This is a genomic window from Virgibacillus sp. Bac330 (genome assembly GCF_003667845.1).
GTDB classification, from domain to species: domain Bacteria; phylum Bacillota; class Bacilli; order Bacillales; family Amphibacillaceae; genus Virgibacillus; species Virgibacillus chiguensis.
On sequence record NZ_CP033048.1, the window covers coordinates 2,872,616 to 2,898,890 of the forward strand.

Consider the following 26,275-nt stretch of genomic DNA (forward strand, 5'->3'; position numbering starts at 1 on the left):
TTACAAATTTCCCTAAGGCCTATTAAAATATAATTGCTCTTTCTATATGCAAAGATCATTGACAAAGTTTATGAAAATGGCTTGTCTAAGCCTAGATTATCTTACATGTTTGTTTTTTCGAATCACAGCATTTATTAGGCCGCCAGTTAGGATAATGATCCCTGATAAATAAAACCAAATCATGAGTGCAATGACAGTTCCAAGACTGCCATAAGTAGCTGAATAATTACCGATATTACTCACATAGTAAGAAAAACCTAATGAAACTAGTTGCCATGCTACTGTAGCAAACAAAGCTCCTGGCGCTGCATTCTTTAAATAGATTCGTTTGTTCGGCGCAAGCTTATATAATGAAAGAAAGACAATAAAGAAAACGACAGACGAAACAACCCAACGCAATGCTTCCCATACATGAATAAAACCTTCTGATAAACCGATAAATGAAAATAAATAAGAACCAACTAATTTACCAAATATAGGTAGTAATAATGCGATAATTATAATCCCTATCATCGCTATCGTCAGTATAATTGCAATGAGTCTTGAAACAATAAACGAACGGTTTTCATCTACTTCATACGCATAGTTAAAGCCTCGCATTAATGCGTTTACACCATTAGAAGATGCCCAAAGTGTGGCAATTATACCAAAAGAAAGCAATCCACCGTTTTGTTGATTAATTAAATTCGTAACATTTGTTGAAATCAACTCCTCAATCTGAGGTGGAGCATACGAAGAAATAATATCTAATACAGCTAATTCATCCATCGGTAAATAACCAACAAGCGTCACTAAAAATAATAGAAATGGAAACAGTGACAACAAAAAGAAATAAGCTAACTGTGCAGCCAATCCAAACAAGTCTATCTTTATCATTCGTTGATATAACTGCTTTCCAAAAGAAAGTACTTTATTTACCATTACTCAACTCCCAAACTTGTTCCCTCATGCTTAGATATGTGTTTTAAGCATAGGTTATTATACAAGGTCAGATCATTGGTTCATCATTATGAAGTATGACTTGTCCATCATACTCTATTCTATTCGATCCGATTTCCCTTTATTCGTTACTTTTTCAAGTGTTGTTTCCGCTTGGTTCAAAGCATTAATGGTATTCTCAGCACCTTTTGCAAATGCTTGATTTAATTTATCAAAATTAGTCCGCACGGAGTGGATCGTCTCAGACGGATTTTTTAACATGTAGCTTGCACCAGATTTTGCGGATGCAAGTTTTTCTTTTGCATAAACTCTTGTTTCTTTATCTAAAAGACTAATTAATCCACCTGCTGTTGCCCCTAGTACGACTCCTGTAACTAATTTTCTTTTTCCCATCATGTACACTCCTTATTGTATCGCATGTTTTTGTTTTAAATATTGTAAGAGTTGATAACACCCTTCAGTTACCAATTCATATGTATATGAAAAATTACCTGTAAAATAAGGGTCAGGCACATTCTCTTCTTGCTTACGCTTCACAAAATCCATTAATTTTGCAATTCGTATTTTATCGTTCTCTCCAAACATCCGTAATAAATCTTGTTTATTTTCCTCGTCCATAGCAATGAAATAATCCGCTTTACCTTTATCTTTAGGCGTTATTTGTTGGGCAACTAATCCATCCGTTGGAATCTCATACTTTTTTAAAATCGCTATCGTTTTTTTATGAGGTGGTTTGCCAATATGCCATGCGCCAGTTCCGGCAGATTCCACCTCAATTCGGTCTGTTAACCCTTCTTTTTGTATTAAATTAGCAAAAATAGCTTCAGCCATTGGCGAGCGGCAAATATTACCAAGGCAAACAAACATGACCCGTATCATTACATCCCCCACTTTCCGCTAATTGTTCCCTTCTATTATAAGCAACTTCTCTCCTAACAGCAAAAGTTTCCATCTCTATATAGTTGTAAGTTTCAGCATACTTTTTATCCTAGTCTCATCCAATATTACAAAGTGAAGCAAACAAAATTTTGCGGTGCATATTTTAAGTTTTTCACACGTATCCAATCTATTCATGATGCTATCTCGTAACCACTGTGAAAAAGCAATCGTTAAATAATATCGTCACCATCTCACTGGATGTTGACGTGCAATTGATTGTGTCAACGCTTACTTGAATATCTCTACTACTTCTAAAAAACACTTAAATCCCATTTGGTTGCAATATGCTTTAATAATTTTATGCCTGCAATACTATTTCCCTTGTCATCCAACGCAGGACCATATACACCGATGCCACACCCTTCAATAAAAGGCAATGTTTCTTTTCTAACTCTCGGGGGAGCTGTAGCAATAATCCCTCCTGAAACTCCACTTTTGGCTGGTATACCAACATAGGCAGCAAATTTCCCTGAAGCGTCATACATTCCACAAGTTAACATGAGCGCTTTTGCTAGACGAACAACATTTCTAGGAATGATTTCTTCGGCTGTCTGAGGATCTATCCCATCATTAGCTAAAACTAAACCAAGTTTGGCCAAATCTTCTGTTGTCACTTCTATAGAACATTGCTTAAAATACGTATCGAGCGTCAACTCTAACGCAGACTCCAAATAACCTAACTCGATGAGATAATAACCAATAGCTCGATTTCTTACAGAAGTTTCTCGTTCGGATACATAGACGTCTTCATTTATGCACGGTCTGTAACCGAGAATTTTCGTAAACAACTGAAATATCGGTTCTAATTTTTCTTCTGAACTTTTTCCATTTAATAATGATGTTACTGTAATTGCTCCCGCATTAATAAATGGATTAAATGGTTTCTTTAATTTACGCATCTCTAAATGCATGATAGAATTAAACGCTTCTCCTGTCGGTTCCACATCCACTCGATCGAGCACATAAGATACTCCTCTTTCCATACAAGCTACTATAAAACTAAATATTTTGGAAATGCTTTGAATGGTAAATGGAGTGTCAACATCTCCTGATTGAACATTCATTCCGTCTTTGCCAATGATAGTAATTCCTAAAAGATTTGGATCAGCTTTTTTTAATACTGGAATATAAGAAGCAACTTTCCCTTCTTTTGTCTCTTTCTTGTAAAATTGCACCCAGTCATTTACATAGGATTGCAACCACTCTTTCGTAATTTCTGTATTCCAATTTGCCGTACCTTGCACCATGTTATCACCTCTACTATAGTATGTTTCGAAAAATAAATTTGAAACGTGAAACCGTGAGCGTTATGTAACATAACTCCCACGGTTAGACTACAAGCACTACTTCTAACTTTATTCCGCTGATAACAGTTGATTTTCTTCTTTTTCTTTATCTTGCCCTAACGCATTTATTTCTAGTTGCTTTTTAATTATTTCTTCTATATGTGTCGCTAACTCGTTACTCTTCATCTCCATATATTTATCAGGAGTAATAGCATCTTTGATCGTAAGACGCACAGATGACGGAGAAACTTTTCCATCCTGTTCCTCTAACATATGATATGTTCCGTCTATCACAACAGGTACAATCGGTACGTTCGCTTTTATTGCTAAACGAAAGCTGCCAGGTTTAAAGGAATGAAGTTGTCTCCCCCTGCTTCTGGTCCCCTCAGGAAAAATAACGATAGAGTGCCCTTCTTTCAAATACTCAATCCCTTGACCGATAGCACGAACCGATTGTCGACGATCTTTACGATCTATAAACACACAATGAATTAGCTCCATCCAAGAGGAAATAATGGGTAGTTTTTTAATCTCTTTTTTTGCTATAAATCCAACTGGCTTCCCTAAATAACCGAGTAACACTAATATATCAAACAACCCTTGATGATTAGAAACAAATAGTGCTGGGCCTTCCGGAAGTTTTTCTTGCCCTTCTATTTTAATAGTGCTCCCAGTTCGTTGAAACACCTTCTTCGAGACAAGACTTGGTTGAATGAAAATTTCTTCTTTCGTTAGTTCATGTTGTAATCTCTTCGCTCTCTGCAATTTAAAAAATGTTCCGAGTACTAAAATGCTAGCATAGAGGTATATTCCTACCGTACGAATCATTTAAAGTAGCTCCTTTCACCACAAGCTATTATACCGCTGGATTGCTATAACAGCAAGATAAAGTCGACTTCATATGTGTCAGTTTTTATGAAAATCAATTTTACTTCTCCAATGCTCCACTTCCTTAAAGCTTTAAGACACGCCTTGGTTTTTCATGTAAATGAAATTATGACGATAAATCAATTCTCTTAATCAAAAATCACCATCTCCCTTTACTTATACCGGAGATGGCTACAATTTAGCGCACAGCGTTTATTTTTTATCTCTAAATATATACATGATTGTTAACATGCCACTTAGCATTATAGGAAAGCCAAAAATAATAAAATATATGTTTCTTGGTATTTCAAAGACAGACGTTAAATAATTAAATGTAAAAAAATAAAGTACTAAAACGATTATTTTTATTGACGATTTCATTATGTTCCCTCATTTAAACACATTAATGCTGTTATTTGTTTATTTTGGTAAACATGCAAGATGCTTAACCGCTTTATCTCAAACTATTAAAAAAGTTAAATGTAGCCTGCTGTTTTAGTATTTCGTAAATATATACGAAACGTCACCTCGTGTTAATATTCTTCTTTTATGTAAATCATTAACTTTAAAAGGATCGTTATTATTGCAACAACAATTATGATTAAATACATCCACGTCTGTAGTTCAAAAAATATCATGGTTATTAAAATACATAACATGATAGAGGAAAATATTGAGTTCAAAAAGAATTTCTTCACACGTAACACATTTATTTCCTCCTTATTCCTCATCTGGTTTGTGTTGCGTCATTAAGAAAATACAAGCAGCTACTAGACTTCCAACTATACTTTCGAACCAATTGAATTCCAACGAAACTTCATAATAGAAAACGTACCAATAACGAATACACTAACCGCTATCATCTTTCTCGTAAAAATCATATCACCTCGCCTTTTTCCTTATTATACCAATTTAATAGTAGGTTTAACATGATAAAATCACAACTATTCTTATTGGAAAAGTTTAACAAGGTATGGGTGCATACACACTTTGTATGTAATAAGCTTGTCTTATCTACTAAGGATGCCCTTTTCTTCCGGACATCAGCTTGGGCAACCTTTCTCATTATAGCAGTGGAGAGCTCTTTTATCACTCACTCTTAGCGCGAGCATTCGAGTGAAAACACGAAGATCTCTCGAAGTTGCTTGTCGTGTTTTGCTGTCGTAGATTTCCTCGTTCTATTGAAGAGGCACATCAGGAAAACCACGCAGAAAAAAGCTTGTAGGAAACGAGTTGTTTCTCTACAAGCTAAACATATAAAGAATGGTATATTATTTACCAATAAACTGTTGTGTCCAATGGTTGCCTTGCTCTACATAACCAACACCGATATGTGTAAACTTAGCATTCATAATATTTTCACGGTGTCCTTGGCTATTCATCCAAGCATTGACTACTTCTTGCGGGCTACGCTGCCCTTTTGCAATGTTTTCTCCTGCTGTTGAGTAGTTAACCCCAAATTGTTTCATCATATCAAATGGAGAGCCGTATGTTGGGCTATTATGAGCAAAATATCCATTTGCTGCCATGTCTTTAGACTTTGCACGTGCCACTTTGCTAAGCTCTGTATCTATTTTTAGTGCAGGTAAACCTTGTTTTGCTCTTTCTTGATTCGTTAAATCAACAACTTCCTGCTCAAATTGACTTAACTCGCTTTTATCTGCTTGAGAAGGCTCTTGCTGCTCTTTCTCTTGCGCTTGTTGATTACTTGGTTTTTCTTGTTGTACAGGTTTTTGTTGTGCGGGCTTCTCTGCAGGTTGTTCTGCAGGCGTTTGTTCTTTTGGTTTCTGTTCTACTTGCTTTGGTTGTTCTGGTGTTGATTGATTTGCTTCTTTTTTATCTTGCTTATCTGCTGCTTGATTAGCATTTTCCTTGTTAGCTTCTTGTTTTTCTATATGAACATTATTCCAATCTATCTTTTTTCCATAACGTTGCATATTACTCATATACTTCTGAAGCAATTGATTTATATTATTTTCAGAAATACTTTGCCAATTACCATTTATAGAATAGTAGACTTTGTACTGACATTGTGAGTTATCTTTAGACATCGTATCTGCTGAGGCTGATAAAGCTCCACCAAATAATAAAGCTGATGATATAGCTACGGTAACAGCTACTTTCTTAAACATGTTTGTATACACTCCCTCTGGTTTTGTTTTGTGCAAATTCATCATAGCATGGATTTTTTGTAATAATTATGCCATCGATTTCCAAAAACAGTTATTCATATTTGTCTATACAATCAAGTCTTGAGACATAAGGAACTATTATTTGCTTATAGGCAAAAAAAATGGCAAATTTTCAACCTCTAGGAAAACATTTCATTAAATTTAGTATTGACACACTTGAAATGTTCGAGCTTATATTACAAAACCTGACAATCTGTAATGAAATTGTTACGCTCCTATTCCCCCGATAGATAAAAAATATAGTATAATAGATTTTTAACATGAAGTGGCTGACTGGCATGTTAGTTCATGTTATCATGTCATGTTGGATAGAAGCACCAGCTTTTTGCCAAGTATTTTTGGGAGATGTTCGTTTTTCTTATACTATAAACTTTCCTATAATGTAAACTAACACTTGTCCAGCTACCCCCTAAAATGGTAAAAATTAAGAGAATGCTATAAAGTGCATCTTTAAACAAGTAGGGTTAGGTGCTGTTATCTAACCTAGTTAAGTATTTCCAATACTTGAAGCAAAAGTCATACAGCACCTTATATCCATGATATTCTTTATAGCGCAAATCGTAGTTTTGCTTATACTATAAACCTTTAAACTTTTATGCTTTCTTAATTAGTATAAAAAGAAAAATGTATTTATTGGAGGATTCAATTATGTTTTCTACTGCAGAAGTTGGAATTGATTTAGGAACCGCAAACATTTTAATATACACGAAATCAAAAGGAATTGTTTTAAATGAACCATCTGTTGTTGCTATTGATGTAAATACAAAACAAGTAGTGGCAGTAGGTACTGAGGCAAAAGAAATGGTCGGAAAAACACCACAGAACATCATTCCTATCCGACCATTAAAAGACGGCGTGATTGCGGATTATGATGTTACATCCCAAATGTTAAAAGCGTTTTTAAAAAAAGTAAGCAAGCAAATTGGCATGTCCATGCGTAAACCTGTTGTTGTCGTATGTACACCATCAGGAAGCACGACTGTAGAACGAAGAGCTATCCATAATGCAGTATCAAGCTACGGTGCAAAACAAGTTCACTTAATTGAAGAACCAATCGCCGCTGCTATTGGAGCGGATTTACCTGTGGATGAGCCTGTCGCCAATGTAGTTGTTGACATTGGTGGAGGTACTTCGGAAGTCGGTATTATATCTTTCGGCGGCGTCGTGTCCTGCAATTCCGTTCGAGTTGGCGGAGATAAAATGGATGAAGAAATTATTCATCATATCCGCAAAAACTATAACATTCTTATTGGTGAACGAACAGCAGAAAATATAAAAATGGAGATAGGTTATGCACATCCAAACCATAAAGAAGAGACAATGGAAATTCGCGGTCGTGATATGGTTACTGGCTTACCAAAGACGCTTACCATTACTTCCAAGGAAGTTTATCTTGCTTTAAAAGAATCATTGGAACAAGTATTAGGAGCTATTCGTACCACATTAGAGAACTGTCCTCCTGAGTTAAGTGGTGATATTGTAGATCACGGCATTGTACTTACAGGAGGTGGAGCTTTGCTACAAGGTATGCAGGAGTGGTTATCTCATGAGTTGATTGTGCCTGTTCACCTAGCACCTAATCCTTTGGAGTCTGTTGCAATAGGAACAGGACGCTCTTTAAAAATGATTCATAAATTACAAAAAGCTACTAAATAATGGGGACTCCTCGTTCGATATTTGTACACTGTTCTGCTTCCATTTCTAGGAAATGTTTGTATACCGTTTCTAAATGAAGCTACTATGTTGGTGCCGTTTCCTCTTTTCTTATTATGAATAAGGAGATTACGGCACCATATAAAACCTTACAAGCAATCGTTTACATTTCATTCTATTTATAGTATACTGAAAAATAAGAAATTATTTACTCCTACTAAATAATTCCTATCAACTTACTGCCTAGCCTGACTACAACTCCATTCCAGAGTTGTCTAAGCAGGCGAAAGCCAGTTCATATTTAAATTACAGTCGTTTGTAATTTAAATTGAACTGGCTTTTTTTATACGATCAGAAAGTATAGCGGTTATGAATATTCCATGCATGTAAGTGTTTCAGTCAAAATATGTATTAGAAGGAGGGAAAGCATGGCAGGAGCTTTGGAACATATTCGTGTTCTAGATTTATCTAGAGTATTGGCAGGGCCATATTGCACCATGATTATGGGCGATTTAGGTGCAGAAATTATTAAAGTGGAAGCGCCTGGTGGAAGTGATGAAACACGTAAATGGGGTCCTCCTTTTCAAGAAGAAGTGAGTGCATATTATTTATGTGCAAATCGTAATAAGAAAAGTATTACTCTTGACCTAAAATCGGCATCAGGTGCGGAAAAAATTAAACAACTGGTTAAAGAGAGCGACGTTATCATTCACAATTTTAAAACAGGTACAATGGAGCGTTTCGGACTAAGTTATCACACATTATCCTCCATTAACCCAAAATTAATTTATTGTTCGATTACTGGTTTTGGGGAAACAGGACCCTTTAAAGATTTGCCTGGTTACGATTTTATTATTCAAGCTATGAGTGGACTGATGAGCATTACTGGCGATGAACAAACAGGACCACAAAAAATGGGAGTTGCGATCACAGATGTTTTAACGGGTATGTATGCAACGATAGGCATACAAGCTGCTTTACTAGAAAGATCTAAATCCAAGCAAGGTCAAAAATTAGATATTGCCTTGTATGATGCAGCGGTTAGTGCACTCGTCAATATTGGAAGCAACTATTTCATGTCTGGAGAAATACCCTCACAGCTCGGTAATCAGCATGCGAACATCGTTCCTTATCAGACGTTTCATACAAAAGATGGAGAAATGGTCATAGCCGCTGGAAATGACCGACAGTTTCAGATGTTATGCGATATTCTTGGTGCTGCTTCTTTAAAAACAGATCCTAAATTTAAAACCAATCCTAATCGTGTAGCGAACAGAAACGAGTTAGTACCACTACTACAGCAGTTGTTTTTACAACAACCAACAGCTTATTGGCTAAAAGAATGCAGACAGCAATCTATTCCATGTGGTCCTATTCAAAATCTGGCTGAGGTAGCAAGAGATTCACAGTTATTAGCTAGAGACATGTTTGTTCAAATGAAGCATCCAACCGCTGGGGATATTCATTTAATTGGAAGTCCGTTAAAACTATCGCGTACACCTGTATCGTATCGATATCACCCGCCAAATGCGGGGGAACATAATCAAATGATTTTAAATGATTAACCACCTTTGAATCCTATGCAAATTTTTTAAAAAAACATCGTTATAAAAATACATTCACTATTTAAAAGGAGTTGTAATGAAAATGGATTTTCAATTTACGGAAGAACAAAATATGTTACGCAATACGGTACGTCAATTTACAGATAAAGAGATTATGCCTTATATCGCCGATTGGGATCGAAACGGAAAATTTGACCCAGCTATTTTAGAAAAACTAGCTGATTTAGGATTAATGGGTGTGTGCATACCAGAGAAATACGGTGGTAGTGGAATGGATTATAATGCACTTGCCATTGTTTGTGAAGAATTGGAACGTGGAGATACGGCATTTCGTACGGCTGTTTCTGTCCACACCGGTTTAAATAGCATGACGTTATTACAATGGGCAAATGAAGAACAAAAACAGAAATACTTAGTCCCTCAAGCAAAAGGAGTGAAAATTGGCGCATTTGGACTAACAGAGCCTGGCGCGGGGTCAGATGTTGCTGCAATGGATTCAACCGCTTATCGACAAGGCGACTACTATATACTAAATGGTCAAAAAACGTGGATTTCCTTATGCGATACAGCAGACAACTTCATTGTTTTCGCCTACACAAAAGATCGATCAGAAAAACATAAAGGGATTTCAGCATTTATTGTAGAAAGAGAATGGGAAGGGTTTTCTTCACAAGCTATTAAAGGCAAACTGGGCATTCGTTCAGGGAATACAGGGGAGATCTTTTTTGACCACGTGAAAGTTCCAAAAGAAAATCTCCTTGGAGAAGAAGGAGAAGGTTTTAAAATTGCAATGTCAGCTTTAGATAACGGTAGATTTACAGTAGCAGCAGGCGCAGTCGGACAAATTATGGCTTGTTTAGAAGCAAGTGTAGCTTATTGCCATGAACGATCCACCTTTGGTAAGGAAATAGGGAAACATCAACTCGTACAACAAATGCTTGCCAACATGGAAGCTGGGCTACAAATGAGTCGCCTACTCGTTTATCGTGCCGGAGAATTAAAAAATGCCGGGAAACGCAATACTCGTGAAACTTCTCTAGCTAAATGGCAAGCTTGCGATTTTGCAAATAAAGCTGCTGATGATGCTGTACAAATTCATGGTGCTTATGGGTTCTCTGATGAATACCCTGTTGAGCGTTATTTACGTAATTCAAAAGCACCAGTCATTTATGAAGGAACAAGAGAAATTCATACGATCATGCAAGCTGAATACGTACTTGGCTACCGTAATGATAAGCCACTTTATAAAATGTTGCCGGCTTGGAAAGAAAATGAAAGTATTCCCATTAAAAAGTGATGAACAAAGGCTCAGGGCGCCCGTGTAGCAACGTAGCGACTGGAACGAATTAACGAAAAATCTAGCAATAGCCATAAAACAGGGGGATCCCGATGTCGGGCGGCAAATCCGTTCTTAGTCGGCCTTCCTCTTAGGCGACAAACCGATGATGAATTAACATAGGGCAATGAAGTGAAGTTGTCTAGTTGCTGGGTGCTGGAGCCGGACGTGGTTATTCAGTTATTCCCTTTTTCACACAAGCCTCTTAGCTTTCCTACAGTGAATAAAACCTATATGAGGAGGTCTTTTATGTTCAATACCTATACAAAAAGTGTTTTTATTGATGGCGAGTGGCAGGATATTAACGAAAATTTGGCGGAAGTTATTTATAATCCAGCTACTGGAAAAGCAATCACATCGGTCGCTTATGCAGGTGCAGAGGAAACAAAGCAAGCAATCCACGCAGCATTACAAGCATTCCCTATATGGAGTGAAAAAACCGGTAGAGAACGTGCATCATTTCTTTATAAGGCTTCGCAACTAATGTTAGAAGATGCGGAGCGACTCGGAAACATATTGACAATGGAACAAGGTAAACCACTCCGTGAAGCAGTAGGAGAAGTAAAAGGAGCAGCACAATTTCTATTATGGTACGCCGAAGAAGCAAGTAGAAATTACGGGGAATGGCTTCCTTCATCGACAAATGCGAAAAGACTCGTTGTCATGTCGCAACCAGTTGGTGTCATTGGTGCTATAACCCCGTGGAACTTTCCATCTTCTATGATTACGCGAAAACTTGCACCCGCATTAGCGGCAGGATGTACAGCTGTACTTAAACCTGCACCGGAGACCCCATTATCTGCTATTGAAATTATGAAGATTTTTGAACGTGCCGGCTTACCTAAAGGCGTAGTAAACCTCGTAACAGGAGATGCAGAAGCAATTGGTAAACAATTACTTACACATAAAGAAGTTCGACTACTTACCTTTACAGGTTCAACAGCAGTCGGAAAGCATTTAATGCGGGAAAGTGCCGATCATGTAAAAAAGCTTTCTTTAGAATTAGGCGGGCATGCACCAAGTATCGTTTTTCCCGATGCCAATTTAGCAAAAGCCGCTTCGCTTGTTTTGGCAAGCAAGTTTCGTAATAACGGGCAAACTTGCATATGCACAAATCGGCTGTTTGTTCATGAATCAGTGGTTGCTGATTTCATCCAGTTATTAAAACAAAAGATTGCCAAATTCCAAATTGGCGATGGTTTAGAAGATGGCACAACTATTGGCCCGTTAATTAATGAACAAGCATGCGAAAAAGTAGAAGGACATGTGCAAGATGCCGTTGAAAAAGGGGCAGTTGTCGAATACGGAGGAGAGCGTTGGCACAAACAAGGATTTTCTCATTGTTATTTCAATCCAACGATCCTTTCTAACATAACAGAGGATATGAAGATTATGCATGAAGAAACGTTTGGACCTGTACTGCCAGTTCAACCGTTCTCTGATGAGACAGAAGTAATTACAAAGGCTAACGATACAGACTATGGTTTAGCCGCTTATGTTTTTACAGAAAATACAAGCACGGCTATTCGTGTATCTGAAAAGCTTGATTATGGTATCGTTGGTGTGAATGACGTATTCCCTGCAACACCTGAAGCACCGTTTGGAGGTGTGAAACAATCTGGCTTGGGGAAAGAAGGCGGTCATCACGGGATGGAAGAATTTATGGAAAAGAAATTGATTTCTTTTGGCATGAATTAATTCACGCTTTGCTGTAATTTAGCACGATATCACCAACCTACCAATTAAAAGTGGCTTGCTTGATAAGTCGCGACGTGAAATAAGCACCTAAAAACCCGCTAATATTCACCTCTTTGAAACTTTCACTACGTAATCATTGTACTTATTCATAGAGGTGATTTAAATGAAAAATAGCTGAATATTTAAGTAATAAATATTTCGCTAACAAATATAGAGGAATTACCATCGAAAGCATAGAGCAACAACTGGCTGAGGAAAGGTTTCCAGAAAAACTTATAGACCACTTACTTGCTGAATTTCAAGTGATCTTCGACGAATATGGTAAAAGCGTTTTTCAAACATGGATTGCCAATTTAAATTATCAAGTACCGGAACCATTTAGAAAAGAAGAGAAAGCGGAACAAATTTATGAAAGTTTTACAGAATGGATGGAAGATGAAGTCATAAAATTGGAAAACGAGACTGGTTTATCGTGGGAAGAGCAAGCAGAAGATTTAGCAAACCTCAGTATAAAAGCTCGAAAAGCGCAATTAGTATTAAGACATAGAATCTCAGATATAGTTTTAGAATTATTTTAGTAATTAAGTAAGCCCTCTCTACTCTGGTAAAGTAGGGAGGGTAAGACTATACTACCTCCAACAAGAAATAAGAATGTGATGTCACCCTTGTTTTCTAGTCTCATATTGTTTGTATAAATCTTTTAAAGCAGATGCAAGAGCGTTCCCAGCTTTTCCTAAATAATGCACCTTTATCATTTCTACTGGTTTGTCAATTCCATCTTGTAAACTATGGCCACGAAGCAAATGTTGCACAAATTCTTTTCCATGTTCCGTAGCAAGTGTACAGCTAGCTGTAACGATTACTGCATACTTTCTATCAATTTCAGCAGTAATTGTTAATGTCTCATACATACTTTGTGCCGCCATTCCTGAAGGTAGACGTGCATGTCCAGCAATAAAAACCGTATTCAATATCGTTTCCCTCCTACTAACTTTCTAACCTTACATGGATAACTGCTTAATAATCGTTATCCATACTTCACCTGATAGCCTAGTTTTTCCGATATACGGTTAGCTGCCTGTTTTGTATCTTTCTTTAATTTTTGTAAATTCTCTCCGCAAAATCGAGTTGATAATCCACTTATTGTCAATGAAGCCACCATGTCATGATGGTGATTAAAAACAGGGTAAGAGATACCTGTCGTATCTTCATCCTGCTCTCCGACACTGTAGGCAAAACCATTACTTCTAATATCCCGTAATTCTTGAATTACATTTTCTTTTTTTTCTAATGAAAGTTCCAATCGTTGCACAATTTCTTGTTGTTTTGCCTCAGGTAAATAAGCGAATAGTAATTTAGGGCCAGAACCAAGATACAAAGGCACACTCTTGCCAACTTTCGTATACAACCGTAACGCCCGTCTACTCTCTACTTTTTCAATATATGTAGCCTGATCATGATTCTTAATTACGAGATGCACCACTTCATTAATCTCTTTGGCTAACGCTTGCATAAAGGGCAGGGCTATCTGCCTAATTTCGATTCGGCTAGCAACTAAATTGCCTAATTCCATTAGTTTTAAACCTAAACAGTATGTTCCACTTTCTCGCCCCTTTCCTCTTGAGACATAACCCTTTTGTTCTAAAGCTGCAAGTAAACGGTATGTTGTTGACTTTGACATACCAGCTTGTTCGGCAATTTCTTTCAAGGATAACTTATTATTCTCATCTTGAAATAAATCGAGTAATGTCAATGCTTTCAAGACACTTTGATTCATAAATGAGGCTCCTTTTATTCTTTTAGATAGTGCGAACACCCATGGCATTATCGTTATTCTATGGCTCTTGTACATATGGTATATTGCTTTTTAAATATGTTGAATTCTCCTACTTCTCTGCCTTTTGGTGGACAATCTAGTAGCACTCTTTCCATCAGTGGGGGCTTTTATTTTTATCCCCCACTGTTACATACTGACAGATACTTGATTCACTTAAGCCCGTGTTTTATTTCTCCTTGACGTGCGAATAAACAGTCTGCTGTTCTTTCGTTACTTGCTGTTCAGAAATGGATACACCACGCTTTGCCATTTCTTTCATGTAAATATCTCCAGGAACGACTTGCTCAGGAGGATAAACTCCTTTTCTACCGATCTTTTGGATCGCAATCATTTGGGCAACAATCGAAATCGTATTCGCTGTTGCTCTAGCCATCGCAGTAACGTTTGTATCCACATCTTTATACGTTGTCATCTCATAAATATAGGTCGTTTCTACGTCAGCTTTTTTGCCAGCGACAAGTACTCTCAATAGGACAGCATCTTCTTTATCACCTAAGTCAACGATAGGGTCTAAAACTTTTAACAATACGTCACGCGGGCAGATTTTTTGACCATGTACATCAACAGAATAATTTTCCTTAGTTAAATTCAAATCAACAAGCAATTGAAACTTTTCTGCGTGCCCCGGATAACGTATCGTTTTATATTCCAACGTTTCTAGCTGTGGAAAAGAAATGGATAATGTTGAAGTTCCCCCTGACGTATGAAAAGCTTCCAGTGGACCGAATCTATCAAAATGAATGGTTTCCACTTCAGATAAAGAAGGGACCTCCTGCTTTACACCATTTCTAATAATAAGTGATGGGTCTGTATAATGATCAAATACACCTTCCATCGAAAATACATGGTTATATTCTAATGGTGGTTCCGGTTTTACTGGAATACCACCTACATACAGCTTAATCGTTTTTAATTGGTCTAGCTTGCTAGCTCCGAAACCAGAAAGAATATTAATCATACCGGGGGCCACGCCTAGATCAGGAATTAACGTAACACCTGCTTCCTTAGCTTGTTTGTGGAGTGCTAAGACTTTATCTGTCATATGTCCGATATGCCCGCCTAAGTCAACGGCATGCACGCCCACACGAATAGCAGTTTTAGCAACAATTTCATTAAACGAGTAAAATAAAGCATTTATAACCACATCAAATTTTCGAATGTAATTCGCTAATTCAACATCATCTGCTGCGTTTACTTGATAAGGGGTCAGTTTATTCGAGGACAGTTGATTGCAAATATTACTCGCCTTTGATAAATCAATATCTGCTAAGCCTACAGCTGTCACCCCTTCACTTGCAACTAAATCTCTAGCTGCTTCTTTCCCCATTAGTCCAGCTCCTAAAACACCTACTTTCACTAAATTCCCTCCTCGTATAATCATTTTTAGGCTTGATAATTCCGCCTATTATTTCTAATCGTTTATTTGTTTATTACTTGAACATATTTACGTACATTGAACACGTCGCTTCACACGACAGGCGGACGATTCCTCAAGTTGAATTGACATTTCTCACTCGCCAAAAGTGTTCAAATGCTCATTTCGCTAGGGTCACTACCTTGAACTCACCAAACAACTTATTCCCTTTTTTACAATTTTTCAATATAAAGTTTTTTAAGCATACTTTCCTTTATTCGGTATCAATTTGCGCACGCTGCAATTTCCCACTAAAATCTACATAGATCGCTTTCCATTCCGTAAATACATCCAGCGCCTGCACACCTGAATCACGATGGCCATTTCCAGTTCCTTTCGTCCCCCCAAATGGAAGGTGGATTTCTGCGCCTGTTGTTCCAGCATTAACATAAACAATGCCAGTATCTAAATCTCTTTGGGCGCGAAATACACGGTTCACGTCTTTAGTGAAAATAGAGCTAGACAAGCCATATGCTACTTGATTATTTACTTCAATTGCTTCATCAAAATCCGTTACAGAAATTAATGAAACGACAGGACCAAAGATTTCTTCTTGCGCAATACGCATTGAAGCAGTCACATCCGTGAAAATCGTTGGCGCAAAGAAATAACCTCCCAAATCGCCGTCCTTTGAGCTCCATTCTTCACCACCAGCAAGTAATGTTGCACCTTCTTCTTTACCTAGTTGAACATATTTTTTAATCTTCTCCAATCCTTGTCGGTTAATAATTGGACCTACCTGCACCGTTTTATCCAGACCATTTCCGATGGTTAACTCTTCCACTTTCATAAGCAATCGTTCTTCTAGCTGTTGCTTTACCTTTTCATGTACAATTACTCTGCTACACGCTGTACAACGCTGCCCACTCGTTCCAAACGCACTCCAAATGATCCCTTCTGCCGCCAAATCTAAGTCAGCATCATCCATTACGATTACCGCATTCTTCCCACCCATTTCTAACGACACCTTCTTCAGTTGTCGTCCACATGCAGCAGCAATGTCTCTACCAGTATCATTGGAACCCGTAAAAGAAATAACACGAATAGCTTCATGATGCACCATCGCATCACCTACTGAAGCCCCACTACCAAAGACAACATTTAGTACTCCTTTTGGCAATCCTGCTTCTGCAAAAATTTTGGCTAATTCATAAGCCATAATTGGCGTTTCTGTCGCAGGTTTCCAAACGACCGCATTACCAGCAACGATCGCCGGAAATGATTTCCACGTAGCGATTGCTATTGGAAAATTCCATGGGGTGATAATTCCCACTACACCAACAGGGCAACGCTGACTCATAGCAAACTTATCCTTTAATTCTGCAGGCGTCGTTTGCCCAAATAATCGGCGTCCTTCTCCTGCCATATAAAAGGCCATATCAATTCCCTCTTGCACTTCCCCTCGCGCTTCTTCTAACACCTTTCCGTTCTCCATCGTTAATAATTGGGAAAGCATTTCTTTTCGCTCTTTCATTAAAATTCCTACTTGATAAAGAACTTCTGCCCGTTGAGGAGCTGGAACCAGTGACCAATCTTTTTGCGCTTGCTTTGCTGCTTCCACTGCTTGGTCGACTTCTGTTTTACCTGACAAGGGCACATGCACAATTTCCTGGCCGGTTGCCGGATTATGAACAGCTACTGTCGGATTTGCTTCCTGCCACTCCCCTGCAATAAAATTTTTCAGCTTATCTGTTTGTAAAATGGTTGTCATATGAAAACTCCTCCTATTTTGTATTTATCATTTTCTCGCTTTACGTATGTCTGTAATTGTTGCTGTCACAGATATTTGCTCAGGGTCACTCATAATTTCAATTACTGTTGGCTTTTTTATTTGACAACTTTCTGCAAACGCAACCTTAAATTCTTGCATCGTTGTAACCCGATAGCCAACCGCTCCCAAACTGTTCGCTAATTCTTTAAAACGAACATCTCCTAAATCTGTAGCGACCACTCTTGTCGGATAATGCATTTCTTGGTGCATACGAATCGTCCCATACATCTTATTATTAAAAACGAGACATATGACTGGAATATCATAACGGACTGCTGTCTCTAATTCTTGACAAGTCATCATAAAACCGCCGTCTCCAGCAAAAGCAATAACTGTTCGCTCAGGGTAAGCAAGTTTTGCACCTATAGCCGCTGGCAGACCATATCCCATGGCACCTGAGGTCGGACCAACATACGTATGCGACTGATTAAACATATAAAATTGGTGGATCCAACTTGCAAAATTACCAGCATCATTCGTAATGATAGCGTCATAAGGTAATGTCGTTTTTATATGGTCAATAATATTTCTATTTATATTTGTAGATGAACTTTCTTCTTTGCAACTCGCTTGCATATAAGCAGCATTGCAGGAAAGAGCCCAATTTTCCCAATTGGTGGATGTTGATTTTAGCGTAATTAATTGCATGAGCGCTTCTTTTATATCCGCTACGATCGCCACATTTGGGGCATAGCTTTTGCCAATACTGTTGTAATCAATGTCAATATGGATGAGTTGTTGTTCTGGAGATAGAAGCGAATAATCTTGGGTGGTCACTTCTGATAGTCTCGTACCTAATGCTAAAACGACATCTGCCTGCTTTACTGTTTTTAATATGGACGTCGGTGTACCTAATCCAAGATGACCCGCATAAAGTACATGATCATTTGGAAATACATCATGCCTACGAAACGCAGTTACTACTGGTAAATGCAGCATTTCTGCAAAAATTTGTAAATCTCGTTCTGCCTTCGCACTCTTTACACCGCCGCCAGCGATGATGACAGGTCGTTTTGCATTTGTTAATAATTCCTCTACTTGTTTCACTTCCCATACAGAAGGAGCTGGTGACGATCTTTGTGGCATAGGTGGATAAAGCATAGTCACTTCTTGAGGTAATACATCTTCTGGTAAAGAGACGATAACAGGCCCAGGTCTTCCTGAAGTAGCGATGTGAAATGCACGTTGGACTATTTCTACCGTTCGCTCCGCATCTGTCAATTCGATACTCCATTTGGCAATAGATTGAAAGTATTGCTCCAAATCCACCTCTTGAAATCCTTCTCTCCCTCGAAATTTACTATGAACTTGCCCTAAAAATACGACCAATGGTGTAGAGTCTTGGTAGGCAGTATGCACGCCAATTGATAAATTAGCCGCCCCTACTGCTCTTGTCGCCATAACAATACCAGGCTTTAAAGTAGATTTTGCATAAGCTTCTGCCATAAAGCTAGCTCCACCTTCATGCCGAGCCGAAATCACTTCTATAGATGGTGTATCGTAGAGCGCGTCTAAAACAGCTAAATAACTTTCACCAGGTACACAAAAAACTTTTTCTACTTGTGCTTGCTGTAAACAATGAACAATTGCCTGTGCAGCAGTTTCTTTCCTCTCCTTCATTTCCTTCTAGTCATCTCCTTTTATTTAACGCCTTTAAACGGCGAATGACTTCATCTAAACGTTCTGCATGCACAGAAAGGGAAATTCGAATAAATCCTTCTCCATTATCTCCGAATGCCGTTCCTGGCGTTACAATGATCCCCGCTTCTTCCAAAAGTCGATTCGCAAATGACAGAGAACTTTCGCCTTTAGGTACTTCTACCCAAAGGTATAACGTCCCTCTTGGTTTTTCAGTATGGAATCCTAATTCTGTTAAGGCAAGATAAAGCTTTTCTATTCTCTGTTCATATACTGAGTTATTCTTTTCTACAGCGGTTAAATCACTCGTCAAAGCTTTTGCCGCAGCTTTTTGTATGGGCATAAACTGGCACGTATCTATATTACCTTTTAGCGTAGCAAGCGCATGAATAACTTCCTTATTTCCGACAACATAGCCAATTCTCCACCCGGTCATATTAAAACTCTTGGATAGGGAACCTAATTCAACAACGTTTTCTTTGGCGCCATGTACTTGCAAAGCACTTGGCGCTCGATACTTTCCAAAGGTTACAAGATCATAAGCCGCATCATGCGCGAGTAGAATGTTATATTTTCGACAAAAAGAAACCGCTTCCAAGAAAGTTCGCCATTCTGCATGCGCTGCTGTTGGATTGTTAGGGTAATTTAAAAACATCATTTTTGCTTCTTCCGCATCATCTTTAGATATATGCTGGAACATAGGTGCGTACCCTTTTTTAGCGTCAAGTGGCAACGTGACACTTACTCCCCCTGCTAAATGAACGCCTTTTCGATAAGCTGGATAGCCAGGATCTGGAACAAGCACTTTATCCATTGGATTAATAACCGCTTGAATTAAGTTAGCAATCCCTTCTTTAGAACCAATTAATGCGAGTACTTCGGTATTAGGGTCAAGTGTGACCCCGTAGCGTCTATCATAATAAGAAGCTACTGCCTGCTTAAATTCGTCACATCCACTATATGGAGAGTAACGATGATTTTCCGGACACTTTACTTGCTCCTGTAATTCCTCACAAATAAATGCTGGTGTTGGCAAATCAGGAGAGCCAATCCCTAAATCAATGACATCTACACCATTATTCTCCAATTGTTTTTTTCGCTGCTGAAATTGCGAAAATAAATATGGAGGAAGATTTTGTACTTTTTCCGAAATAAAAACCATTGCTTCTCTCCCTTACACAGTGACATTTAGTTACATAACATCTTTAACGGGCGTACCATATGAAACGTGTTGGCTGAGACAGTTTGCAAATAGTATACAAGCTCTATAGTAAGATAACAGTGGCAATCTTTCTATTTCATTAATTGAAATGGCATTTCATTTATTTATCATTAGTATAAATTATGTTCTATTAATTAGCAATATACTGAATTTATTTTTTAATATTAAATTTCTGTTACGTACCACAACATTTATATCACTTTATTTCTGCGTACAGTGATAAATAAGCTTAGAATGATTAGTATAACTAGGCCTAAACCTAACCAGACATTTCCTGTAAATCCAAAGGTAATATACCCAATGCCAGCTATGCCTGCAGCTACAAGCGCATAAGGGATTTGCGTTGTAACATGATCAATATGATGGCAACTAGAACCCGTTGCCGACAAAATCGTCGTATCAGAAATAGGGGAACAATGATCACCAAATACAGCCCCAGCTAAAACAGCCGCTAACATAGGTAAAAATAACGTTACATCTGTTGCTACTGCTATTTCAGCAGCAATTGGCAGTAAAATACCAAATGATCCCCAAGATGTACCTGTTGAAAATGCAATAAATCCCGCCATTAAAAATACAACAAATGGGAGTAAATCAAAACTTACATGTGTAGCTTCGACAACACTAGCTAAATAAACGCCCGTACCAAGCTGATCAATTAACGTTGCGATAGCCCAAGCAAAAATAAGAATACTGAACCCAGGCATCATCGATTTACCTCCTGTAGCAACTCCTATAATAAAGTTTTTAAGGGATAGTTTACCTGTGCGAATATGATGATAAAAAAGAATCATGGTCATTCCCATACCGATAACACCGCCAACGAATAACGCAAAAGATACATCAGCGCTCCCGAGTATATTCATCCATGTTTTTTCGCCTTCTACGTTACGTAAACCATTCACATAGATAGCAATTAATGTGGCCAAAAATAAAGTAATCATCGGAAGAACTAAATCGCGCTTTTGGCTAAGCTCACTTACAAAAAGTTTTGCATCGACATCTATTTGCTCTTTTCGCTCTGGACTTAATACCTCTCCTGTTTTTATTGCCCGCTGTTCATGCACTTTCATAGGCCCAAAATCAACTTGTTTCGTTGCTATCCATATAACGACGCCTAATGCAGCCCAAACATAATAGTTCATTGGAATCATTTGTAAAAATGCTTGGAAAGCACCGTACTCCGTTATATGATGGGTCGCTAATAATGTACCTATAATACCAATAATATAAGCTCCCCAACTTGATATAGGTGCTACTACACTAATTGGAGCAGAAGTAGAATCGACAAGGTAAGCAAGCTTCGCACGTGATATGCGTTGCTTATCTGTAACAGGCTTCGCAATCTGCCCAACTGTTAAGCTGTTAAAATAATCATCAACAAAAATAATAACGCCAAATAAAACCGTCATTAACTTTGCACCAGCTCTCGTTTTAACCTTACGAATCATCCATGTAGCAAAAGAACGTGTTCCTCCCATCATGGTAACTAAAGCTGTTAGCATACCTAGCATAAGGACAAATAACAATATAAAAATATTCCACGTATTTAGTGCCCCGTCTACAACAAACACCCCTTTAAACGCTTCCCATATGAACTGTAGTGTGCTTCCTAAACGAAACTCAGCTAAAAACAAACCTGCAGTAATAATACCCATACCTAGAGACAGTAATACTCTTTTCGTCAACAAAACCATGATAATTGCCATCACTGGCGGAATTAATGCCCATATTGTTTCTTCCATGTTACCGCTCCTCCCTATAAGCAAATTATTTCTTAGCAACTTTTTACACCTAGAAAACTTGCTTCTACTATCAACCTAAAAACGTCAAACTATCCTATAGTGCAAAACCAAAAACAATATTGATATGCTCTACCCTCTTATTTTATCTTATAATTAACAATATTCTTTTTAATTTAAAAATAGTCCTCAGCAAGCGTCATTTATCATTGAATCTATTACAGCTGCTTTGTTTTTCAACTGCACCTTAATCTTTAAAATCGCTCACCATCTCGGGTAATTCGCTCGCCTTCTTCCAAATGTCGCTCATCTACACGGGATTTCGCTCGCCTTCTCCCAAAAATCGCTCTTCTCCCCGGGATTTCGCTCGCCTTCTCCCAAAAATCGCTCACCTACACGGGATTTCGCTCGCCTTCTTCCAAATGTCGCTCATCTACACGGGATTTCGCTCGCCTTCTTCCAAATGTCGCTCATCTACACGGGATTTCGCTCGCCTTCTTCCAAATGTCGCTCACCTACACGGGATTTCGCTCGCCTTCTTCCAAATGTCGCTCATCTACACGGGATTTCGCTCGCTTTCTTCCAAATGTCGCTCACCTCTCCGGGATTTCGCTCGCCTTCTCCCAAAAATCGCTCACCTACACGGGATTTCGCTCGCCTTCTTCTAAAAATCGCTCACCTACCTGAGATTTCACTCGCCTTTTCCCAAAAATCGCTCACCTACACGGGATTTCGCTCGCCTTTTCCCAAAAATCGCTCACCTCTCCGGGATTTCGCTCGCCTTTTCCCAAAAATCGCTCACCTCCCCAGGATTTCACTCGCCTTCTTCCAAATGTCGCTCACCTACCTGGGATTTCGCTCGCCTTCTTCCTAAAATCGCTCATCTGCTCGTCTTCGTGGAGACCTCATCTTAGGGCGCAGGTTATTCCTCTAGAGATGCTTAAAATTTTCTGTCGCGCACAAGAAATGTGACCAAAACACCGTGTTATTTGTTAAAATAGTCAGTAAGGTCACTAAAATTCTTGTTGTGGGGGGAGAAAAGTTTGCAAACAAATATGCATAAAGCCAAGCAATTAGACAAACATGATACATTAGGTCACTATCGAGAAGAGTTTTACACTTCTTCTGAAAAAATTTATTTGGATGGTAATTCTTTAGGATTACTATCTACCCGAGCAGAGACAGCACTTCTCAAATTATTAAATTCCTGGAAAGAGTATGGTATCGACGGATGGACGGAAGGGGAATATCCTTGGTTTTATTTATCGGAAAAATTAGGAGCGATGACCGCACCGTTAATAGGAGCCCACGATGAAGAAGTTATCATTACTGGATCAACAACGACGAATTTACATCAGCTTACAGCAAGTTTTTTTCAACCATATGGAAAGCGAACGAAAATCCTTGCTGATACTCTAAATTTCCCATCCGATATTTATGCATTAAAAAGCCAATTACAATTAAAAGGGCTGAACCCAGATGATCATCTCGTTCAAGTAAAAAGTACAGATGGAAACACATTACAAACGACTGCAATTATTGAAGCAATGACAGAAGATATCGCCTTTATTATCTTACCTAGTGTTCTATACCGAAGTGGACAAATTCTTGATATGGAAACGATTACAAAAGAAGCACATGTAAGAGGCATCAAAGTAGGCTTTGACCTGTGCCATTCGATTGGAGCCATTCCACATCAATTGTCAGCATGGGACGTTGATTTTGCCTTTTGGTGTACGTATAAGCATTTAAACGGGGGACCAGGCAGTGTTGGTGGCTTATATGTTAATCGCAAGCATTTCGGAACCGCTCCTGGACTTGCAGGATGGTTTAGTTCCGACAAAGCGAAACAATTTGATATGGAACATAACTTAACACATGCTGCTCATGCCGGTGCATTTCAAATTGGGACACCACATGTGTTAAGTGCCGCCCCATTAATTGGTTCACTGGAAATGATTACAGAAGCAGGCATAGAAGCGATAAGGAAAAAATCACTACAGTTAACAGCCTATTTCATGAATTTAATCGACAAAGAGCTTGCTGGATATGGTTTTACAATAGCGAATCCACGATCTAATTCCCTTCGAGGTGGACATATATATTTAGAACATAAAGAAGCTGCCCGCATATGTAAAGCATTAAAAGCAAATGGCGTTATTCCAGACTTTCGCAACCCAAATGGGATTCGTTTAGCCCCTGTTGCTTTGTATAATACATTTTCAGAAGTATGGCAAACCGTACAAATACTTAAAAATATTATGGAAGAAAAAACCTATACAAACTATGAAAATAAACGGGGAGTGATTGCATAGATGGCACAATGGATAGATATTTCCCAACCGCTTTCAAATCAGATTGCCCATTGGCCTGGAGACACGCCTTTTCAATATCAGTTAACTGCTTCCATGGAGGAAACAAATTCTGTAAATATCGGCAATATACAAACGAGCTTGCATATTGGTACACATATTGATGCGCCGTATCACTTTAGCAAAAACGGAAAAACAGTCGACCAACTACCGCTCGAACCATATATTGGCAAGGCGGTCGTTCTCGATGTAAGCCGAACGGATATCATTAATGCTGCAGTTTTATCACAGATGAATTGGTCAAACGATATCAAGCGCGTTTTATTACACACATCTTTGCCAAATAATCCAACTCGATTTCCTGAAACGCTTCCATATTTAGATCCAGATATTGCCCCCTTCTTGCAAGCGCAAGGTGTTGTTTTATTAGGCGTCGATATGCCTTCTGTCGATGCACCAGATAGTAAAGACTTATCCACACATCACGCTTTAAGCAAACATGGAATACTTATTTTAGAAAATTTGCTGTTGGATACTGTATCAATTGGAGAATACGAACTTATAGCCCTTCCACTAGCTATACAAGGCGCTGATGGCAGCCCTGTCCGCGCAGTCATACGCCCCATTGAAAAGGAGGAGAAGCTACATGGTAAATAATAAAGAGGATCGCGTTTTTCATGCGGAAGATGGGATTCATACAGATTTCAAAGAAAAAATGACATATGGGGACTATTTACAGTTACATACATTGTTAGCTAGCCAAAAACGTTTATCTACCCATCATGATGAAATGCTCTTTATCATTATTCATCAAGTGAGTGAGCTTTGGCTAAAATTAATTATCCATGAAATCCAAGCAGCAATTACAGCAATTCAAGAGGGGAAATTGCAAGCGTCTTTTAAAATGTTAGCACGTGTTTCCAAAACGCAATCGCAAATTATTCAAGCTTGGGATGTATTATCTACTTTAACACCTGCAGAATACATGGAATTTAGAGACAGCCTTGGGAATGCATCAGGTTTTCAATCCTACCAATATCGGCTTGTCGAATTTGTACTTGGGTACAAGACACCCTATATTTTAAAAATATATGAAAAAGACCCAGAGGTTTACCAAGTATTAAGGAATGCGTACTATGCACCTGGTCTTTATGATGTGGCTATTATAGCTTTGGCAAAACAAGGATTAACAATTAATCCGGACATTTTACAACGAGATTATTCAAAAACATATGAAAAAGAGGCTTCCGTTGAGAAAGCTTGGCTAACCGTCTACCAAAATACCAACCATTATTGGGAATTATACCAGCTTGCGGAAAAACTGGTAGACATTGAAGATTGGTTCCAACAATGGCGATTCAGACATATGAAAACCGTAGAACGAATTATTGGCTTTAAAAGCGGAACAGGTGGTTCATCAGGTGTGCACTATTTAAAAAAAGTACTTGATCACTATTTTTTCCCTGAGTTATGGGAAATACGTAGCAAACTATAAAGTTGCATTTCTTTCACTCGTGTTAAATGTATAAATGGTTCATTTAGCAGCTATCTTTCTTGCCGATTGTGCAGCTCGGATCTTCCAATTTATGCAGGAAAATCATATAGATAAATGAAGTAGCAGTGTATACCTACCTCACATGAAAATTCTTCTGTCCTTTTATGAATATGAAATATAAATTAGTTGCGAAAATAACTTGACTTTTTTTAGCAATCAAAATAGAGTAAAATATAATCTACAAAACCAAAACAAAGAGAGGTTGAACTCCTCTCTATTTTCATTTCGGTACAAAGGCTCGGGGCAACCGTTTAGCAACGTAGCGAGTGGAACGAATCAACGAAAGTTTTAAGAATCATGCCCCTGTAA

22 protein-coding genes are annotated in these 26,275 nt (G+C 38.3%); 8 read left to right on the top strand and 14 right to left on the bottom strand.

What is annotated here, in order from left to right:
* Positions 1 to 96 precede the first annotated feature (96 nt).
* The 7 genes from D9780_RS13290 to D9780_RS13315 all read right to left on the bottom strand — a co-directional run bounded on the left by D9780_RS13290 (position 97) and on the right by D9780_RS13315 (position 6,163).
* Positions 97 to 921 carry a YihY/virulence factor BrkB family protein gene (locus D9780_RS13290; RefSeq protein WP_121640411.1) on the bottom strand — a complete coding sequence of 275 codons (825 nt, stop codon included), beginning with the start codon at positions 919 to 921 and terminating at the stop codon, positions 97 to 99.
* Positions 922 to 1,035: 114 nt separating this feature from the next.
* On the bottom strand, positions 1,036 to 1,335 hold the full coding sequence (locus D9780_RS13295) for a YtxH domain-containing protein (protein ID WP_240458693.1): 300 nt from the start codon (positions 1,333 to 1,335) through the stop codon (positions 1,036 to 1,038).
* Between the two features lie 9 nt (positions 1,336 to 1,344).
* The gene (locus D9780_RS13300; RefSeq protein ID WP_121640412.1) at positions 1,345 to 1,818 is read right to left on the bottom strand and encodes a low molecular weight protein-tyrosine-phosphatase; all 474 of its coding nucleotides are present in this window, start codon (positions 1,816 to 1,818) and stop codon (positions 1,345 to 1,347) included.
* A 311-nt stretch (positions 1,819 to 2,129) separates the two neighbouring features.
* Positions 2,130 to 3,125, bottom strand: a complete 996-nt coding sequence (locus D9780_RS13305) for a glutaminase (protein ID WP_116277694.1) — start codon at positions 3,123 to 3,125, stop codon at positions 2,130 to 2,132.
* A gap of 108 nt (positions 3,126 to 3,233) precedes the next feature.
* Complete coding sequence (locus tag D9780_RS13310; protein ID WP_121640413.1) at positions 3,234 to 3,992, bottom strand: lysophospholipid acyltransferase family protein; 759 nt, start codon at positions 3,990 to 3,992, stop codon at positions 3,234 to 3,236.
* Between the two features lie 252 nt (positions 3,993 to 4,244).
* Entirely contained in the window at positions 4,245 to 4,412 is a 168-nt protein-coding gene (locus D9780_RS21155) for a hypothetical protein (protein ID WP_162985874.1), read from the bottom strand.
* Positions 4,413 to 5,302: 890 nt separating this feature from the next.
* Positions 5,303 to 6,163 (bottom strand): CAP domain-containing protein, encoded by an 861-nt coding sequence (locus D9780_RS13315; protein WP_121640414.1) that lies wholly within the window; start codon positions 6,161 to 6,163, stop codon positions 5,303 to 5,305.
* A gap of 708 nt (positions 6,164 to 6,871) precedes the next feature.
* Between D9780_RS13315 and mreBH the strand changes: the two genes are divergently transcribed.
* The 5 genes from mreBH (at position 6,872) to D9780_RS13340 (ending at position 13,053) form a co-directional block, all read left to right on the top strand.
* Positions 6,872 to 7,879, top strand: a complete 1,008-nt coding sequence (gene mreBH, locus D9780_RS13320) for a rod-share determining protein MreBH (RefSeq protein WP_116277691.1) — start codon at positions 6,872 to 6,874, stop codon at positions 7,877 to 7,879.
* Positions 7,880 to 8,304: 425 nt separating this feature from the next.
* A complete protein-coding gene (locus D9780_RS13325) occupies positions 8,305 to 9,441 on the top strand; it encodes a CaiB/BaiF CoA transferase family protein (RefSeq protein WP_121640415.1) in 1,137 nt (378 codons plus the stop codon).
* An 82-nt stretch (positions 9,442 to 9,523) separates the two neighbouring features.
* A complete protein-coding gene (locus D9780_RS13330; protein WP_121640416.1) occupies positions 9,524 to 10,738 on the top strand; it encodes an acyl-CoA dehydrogenase family protein in 1,215 nt (404 codons plus the stop codon).
* 288 nt (positions 10,739 to 11,026) lie between these two features.
* Positions 11,027 to 12,475, top strand: a complete 1,449-nt coding sequence (locus tag D9780_RS13335; RefSeq protein WP_121640417.1) for an NAD-dependent succinate-semialdehyde dehydrogenase — start codon at positions 11,027 to 11,029, stop codon at positions 12,473 to 12,475.
* A 302-nt stretch (positions 12,476 to 12,777) separates the two neighbouring features.
* Positions 12,778 to 13,053, top strand: coding sequence for a hypothetical protein (locus D9780_RS13340; RefSeq protein ID WP_121640418.1), 276 nt, complete (start codon positions 12,778 to 12,780; stop codon positions 13,051 to 13,053).
* A gap of 81 nt (positions 13,054 to 13,134) precedes the next feature.
* Here the strand turns inward: D9780_RS13340 and D9780_RS13345 are convergent, their stop codons facing one another.
* The 7 genes from D9780_RS13345 to D9780_RS13375 form a co-directional block, all read right to left on the bottom strand.
* Positions 13,135 to 13,446 carry a DUF3870 domain-containing protein gene (locus D9780_RS13345; RefSeq protein WP_073011230.1) on the bottom strand — a complete coding sequence of 104 codons (312 nt, stop codon included), beginning with the start codon at positions 13,444 to 13,446 and terminating at the stop codon, positions 13,135 to 13,137.
* A gap of 56 nt (positions 13,447 to 13,502) precedes the next feature.
* Positions 13,503 to 14,252 (bottom strand): IclR family transcriptional regulator, encoded by a 750-nt coding sequence (locus D9780_RS13350; protein WP_121640419.1) that lies wholly within the window; start codon positions 14,250 to 14,252, stop codon positions 13,503 to 13,505.
* Between the two features lie 226 nt (positions 14,253 to 14,478).
* On the bottom strand, positions 14,479 to 15,669 hold the full coding sequence (locus tag D9780_RS13355) for a saccharopine dehydrogenase family protein (protein WP_121640420.1): 1,191 nt from the start codon (positions 15,667 to 15,669) through the stop codon (positions 14,479 to 14,481).
* A 271-nt stretch (positions 15,670 to 15,940) separates the two neighbouring features.
* Positions 15,941 to 17,437: an aldehyde dehydrogenase family protein gene (locus tag D9780_RS13360; RefSeq protein WP_121640421.1), complete on the bottom strand. Its 1,497-nt coding sequence runs from the start codon at positions 17,435 to 17,437 to the stop codon at positions 15,941 to 15,943.
* A 27-nt stretch (positions 17,438 to 17,464) separates the two neighbouring features.
* Positions 17,465 to 19,117, bottom strand: coding sequence for a thiamine pyrophosphate-binding protein (locus tag D9780_RS13365; protein WP_121640422.1), 1,653 nt, complete (start codon positions 19,115 to 19,117; stop codon positions 17,465 to 17,467).
* A 10-nt stretch (positions 19,118 to 19,127) separates the two neighbouring features.
* Entirely contained in the window at positions 19,128 to 20,297 is a 1,170-nt protein-coding gene (locus D9780_RS13370; protein ID WP_121640423.1) for an aminotransferase class I/II-fold pyridoxal phosphate-dependent enzyme, read from the bottom strand.
* 251 nt (positions 20,298 to 20,548) lie between these two features.
* On the bottom strand, positions 20,549 to 22,102 hold the full coding sequence (locus tag D9780_RS13375; RefSeq protein WP_121640424.1) for a Na+/H+ antiporter NhaC family protein: 1,554 nt from the start codon (positions 22,100 to 22,102) through the stop codon (positions 20,549 to 20,551).
* Positions 22,103 to 23,154: 1,052 nt separating this feature from the next.
* On the opposite strand from D9780_RS13375, the gene kynU reads away from it, so the two are divergent.
* From kynU to kynA, 3 genes are read left to right on the top strand one after another with little or no spacing between them, the layout of a single operon-like run.
* Positions 23,155 to 24,414, top strand: a complete 1,260-nt coding sequence (gene kynU, locus D9780_RS13380) for a kynureninase (RefSeq protein WP_121641503.1) — start codon at positions 23,155 to 23,157, stop codon at positions 24,412 to 24,414.
* Entirely contained in the window at positions 24,415 to 25,068 is a 654-nt protein-coding gene (kynB, locus tag D9780_RS13385) for an arylformamidase (RefSeq protein ID WP_121640425.1), read from the top strand. It begins immediately after the preceding gene.
* Positions 25,058 to 25,906, top strand: coding sequence for a tryptophan 2,3-dioxygenase (kynA, locus tag D9780_RS13390; RefSeq protein ID WP_121640426.1), 849 nt, complete (start codon positions 25,058 to 25,060; stop codon positions 25,904 to 25,906). The genes kynB and kynA overlap by 11 nt, the downstream gene beginning before the upstream one ends.
* Positions 25,907 to 26,275 lie beyond the last annotated feature (369 nt).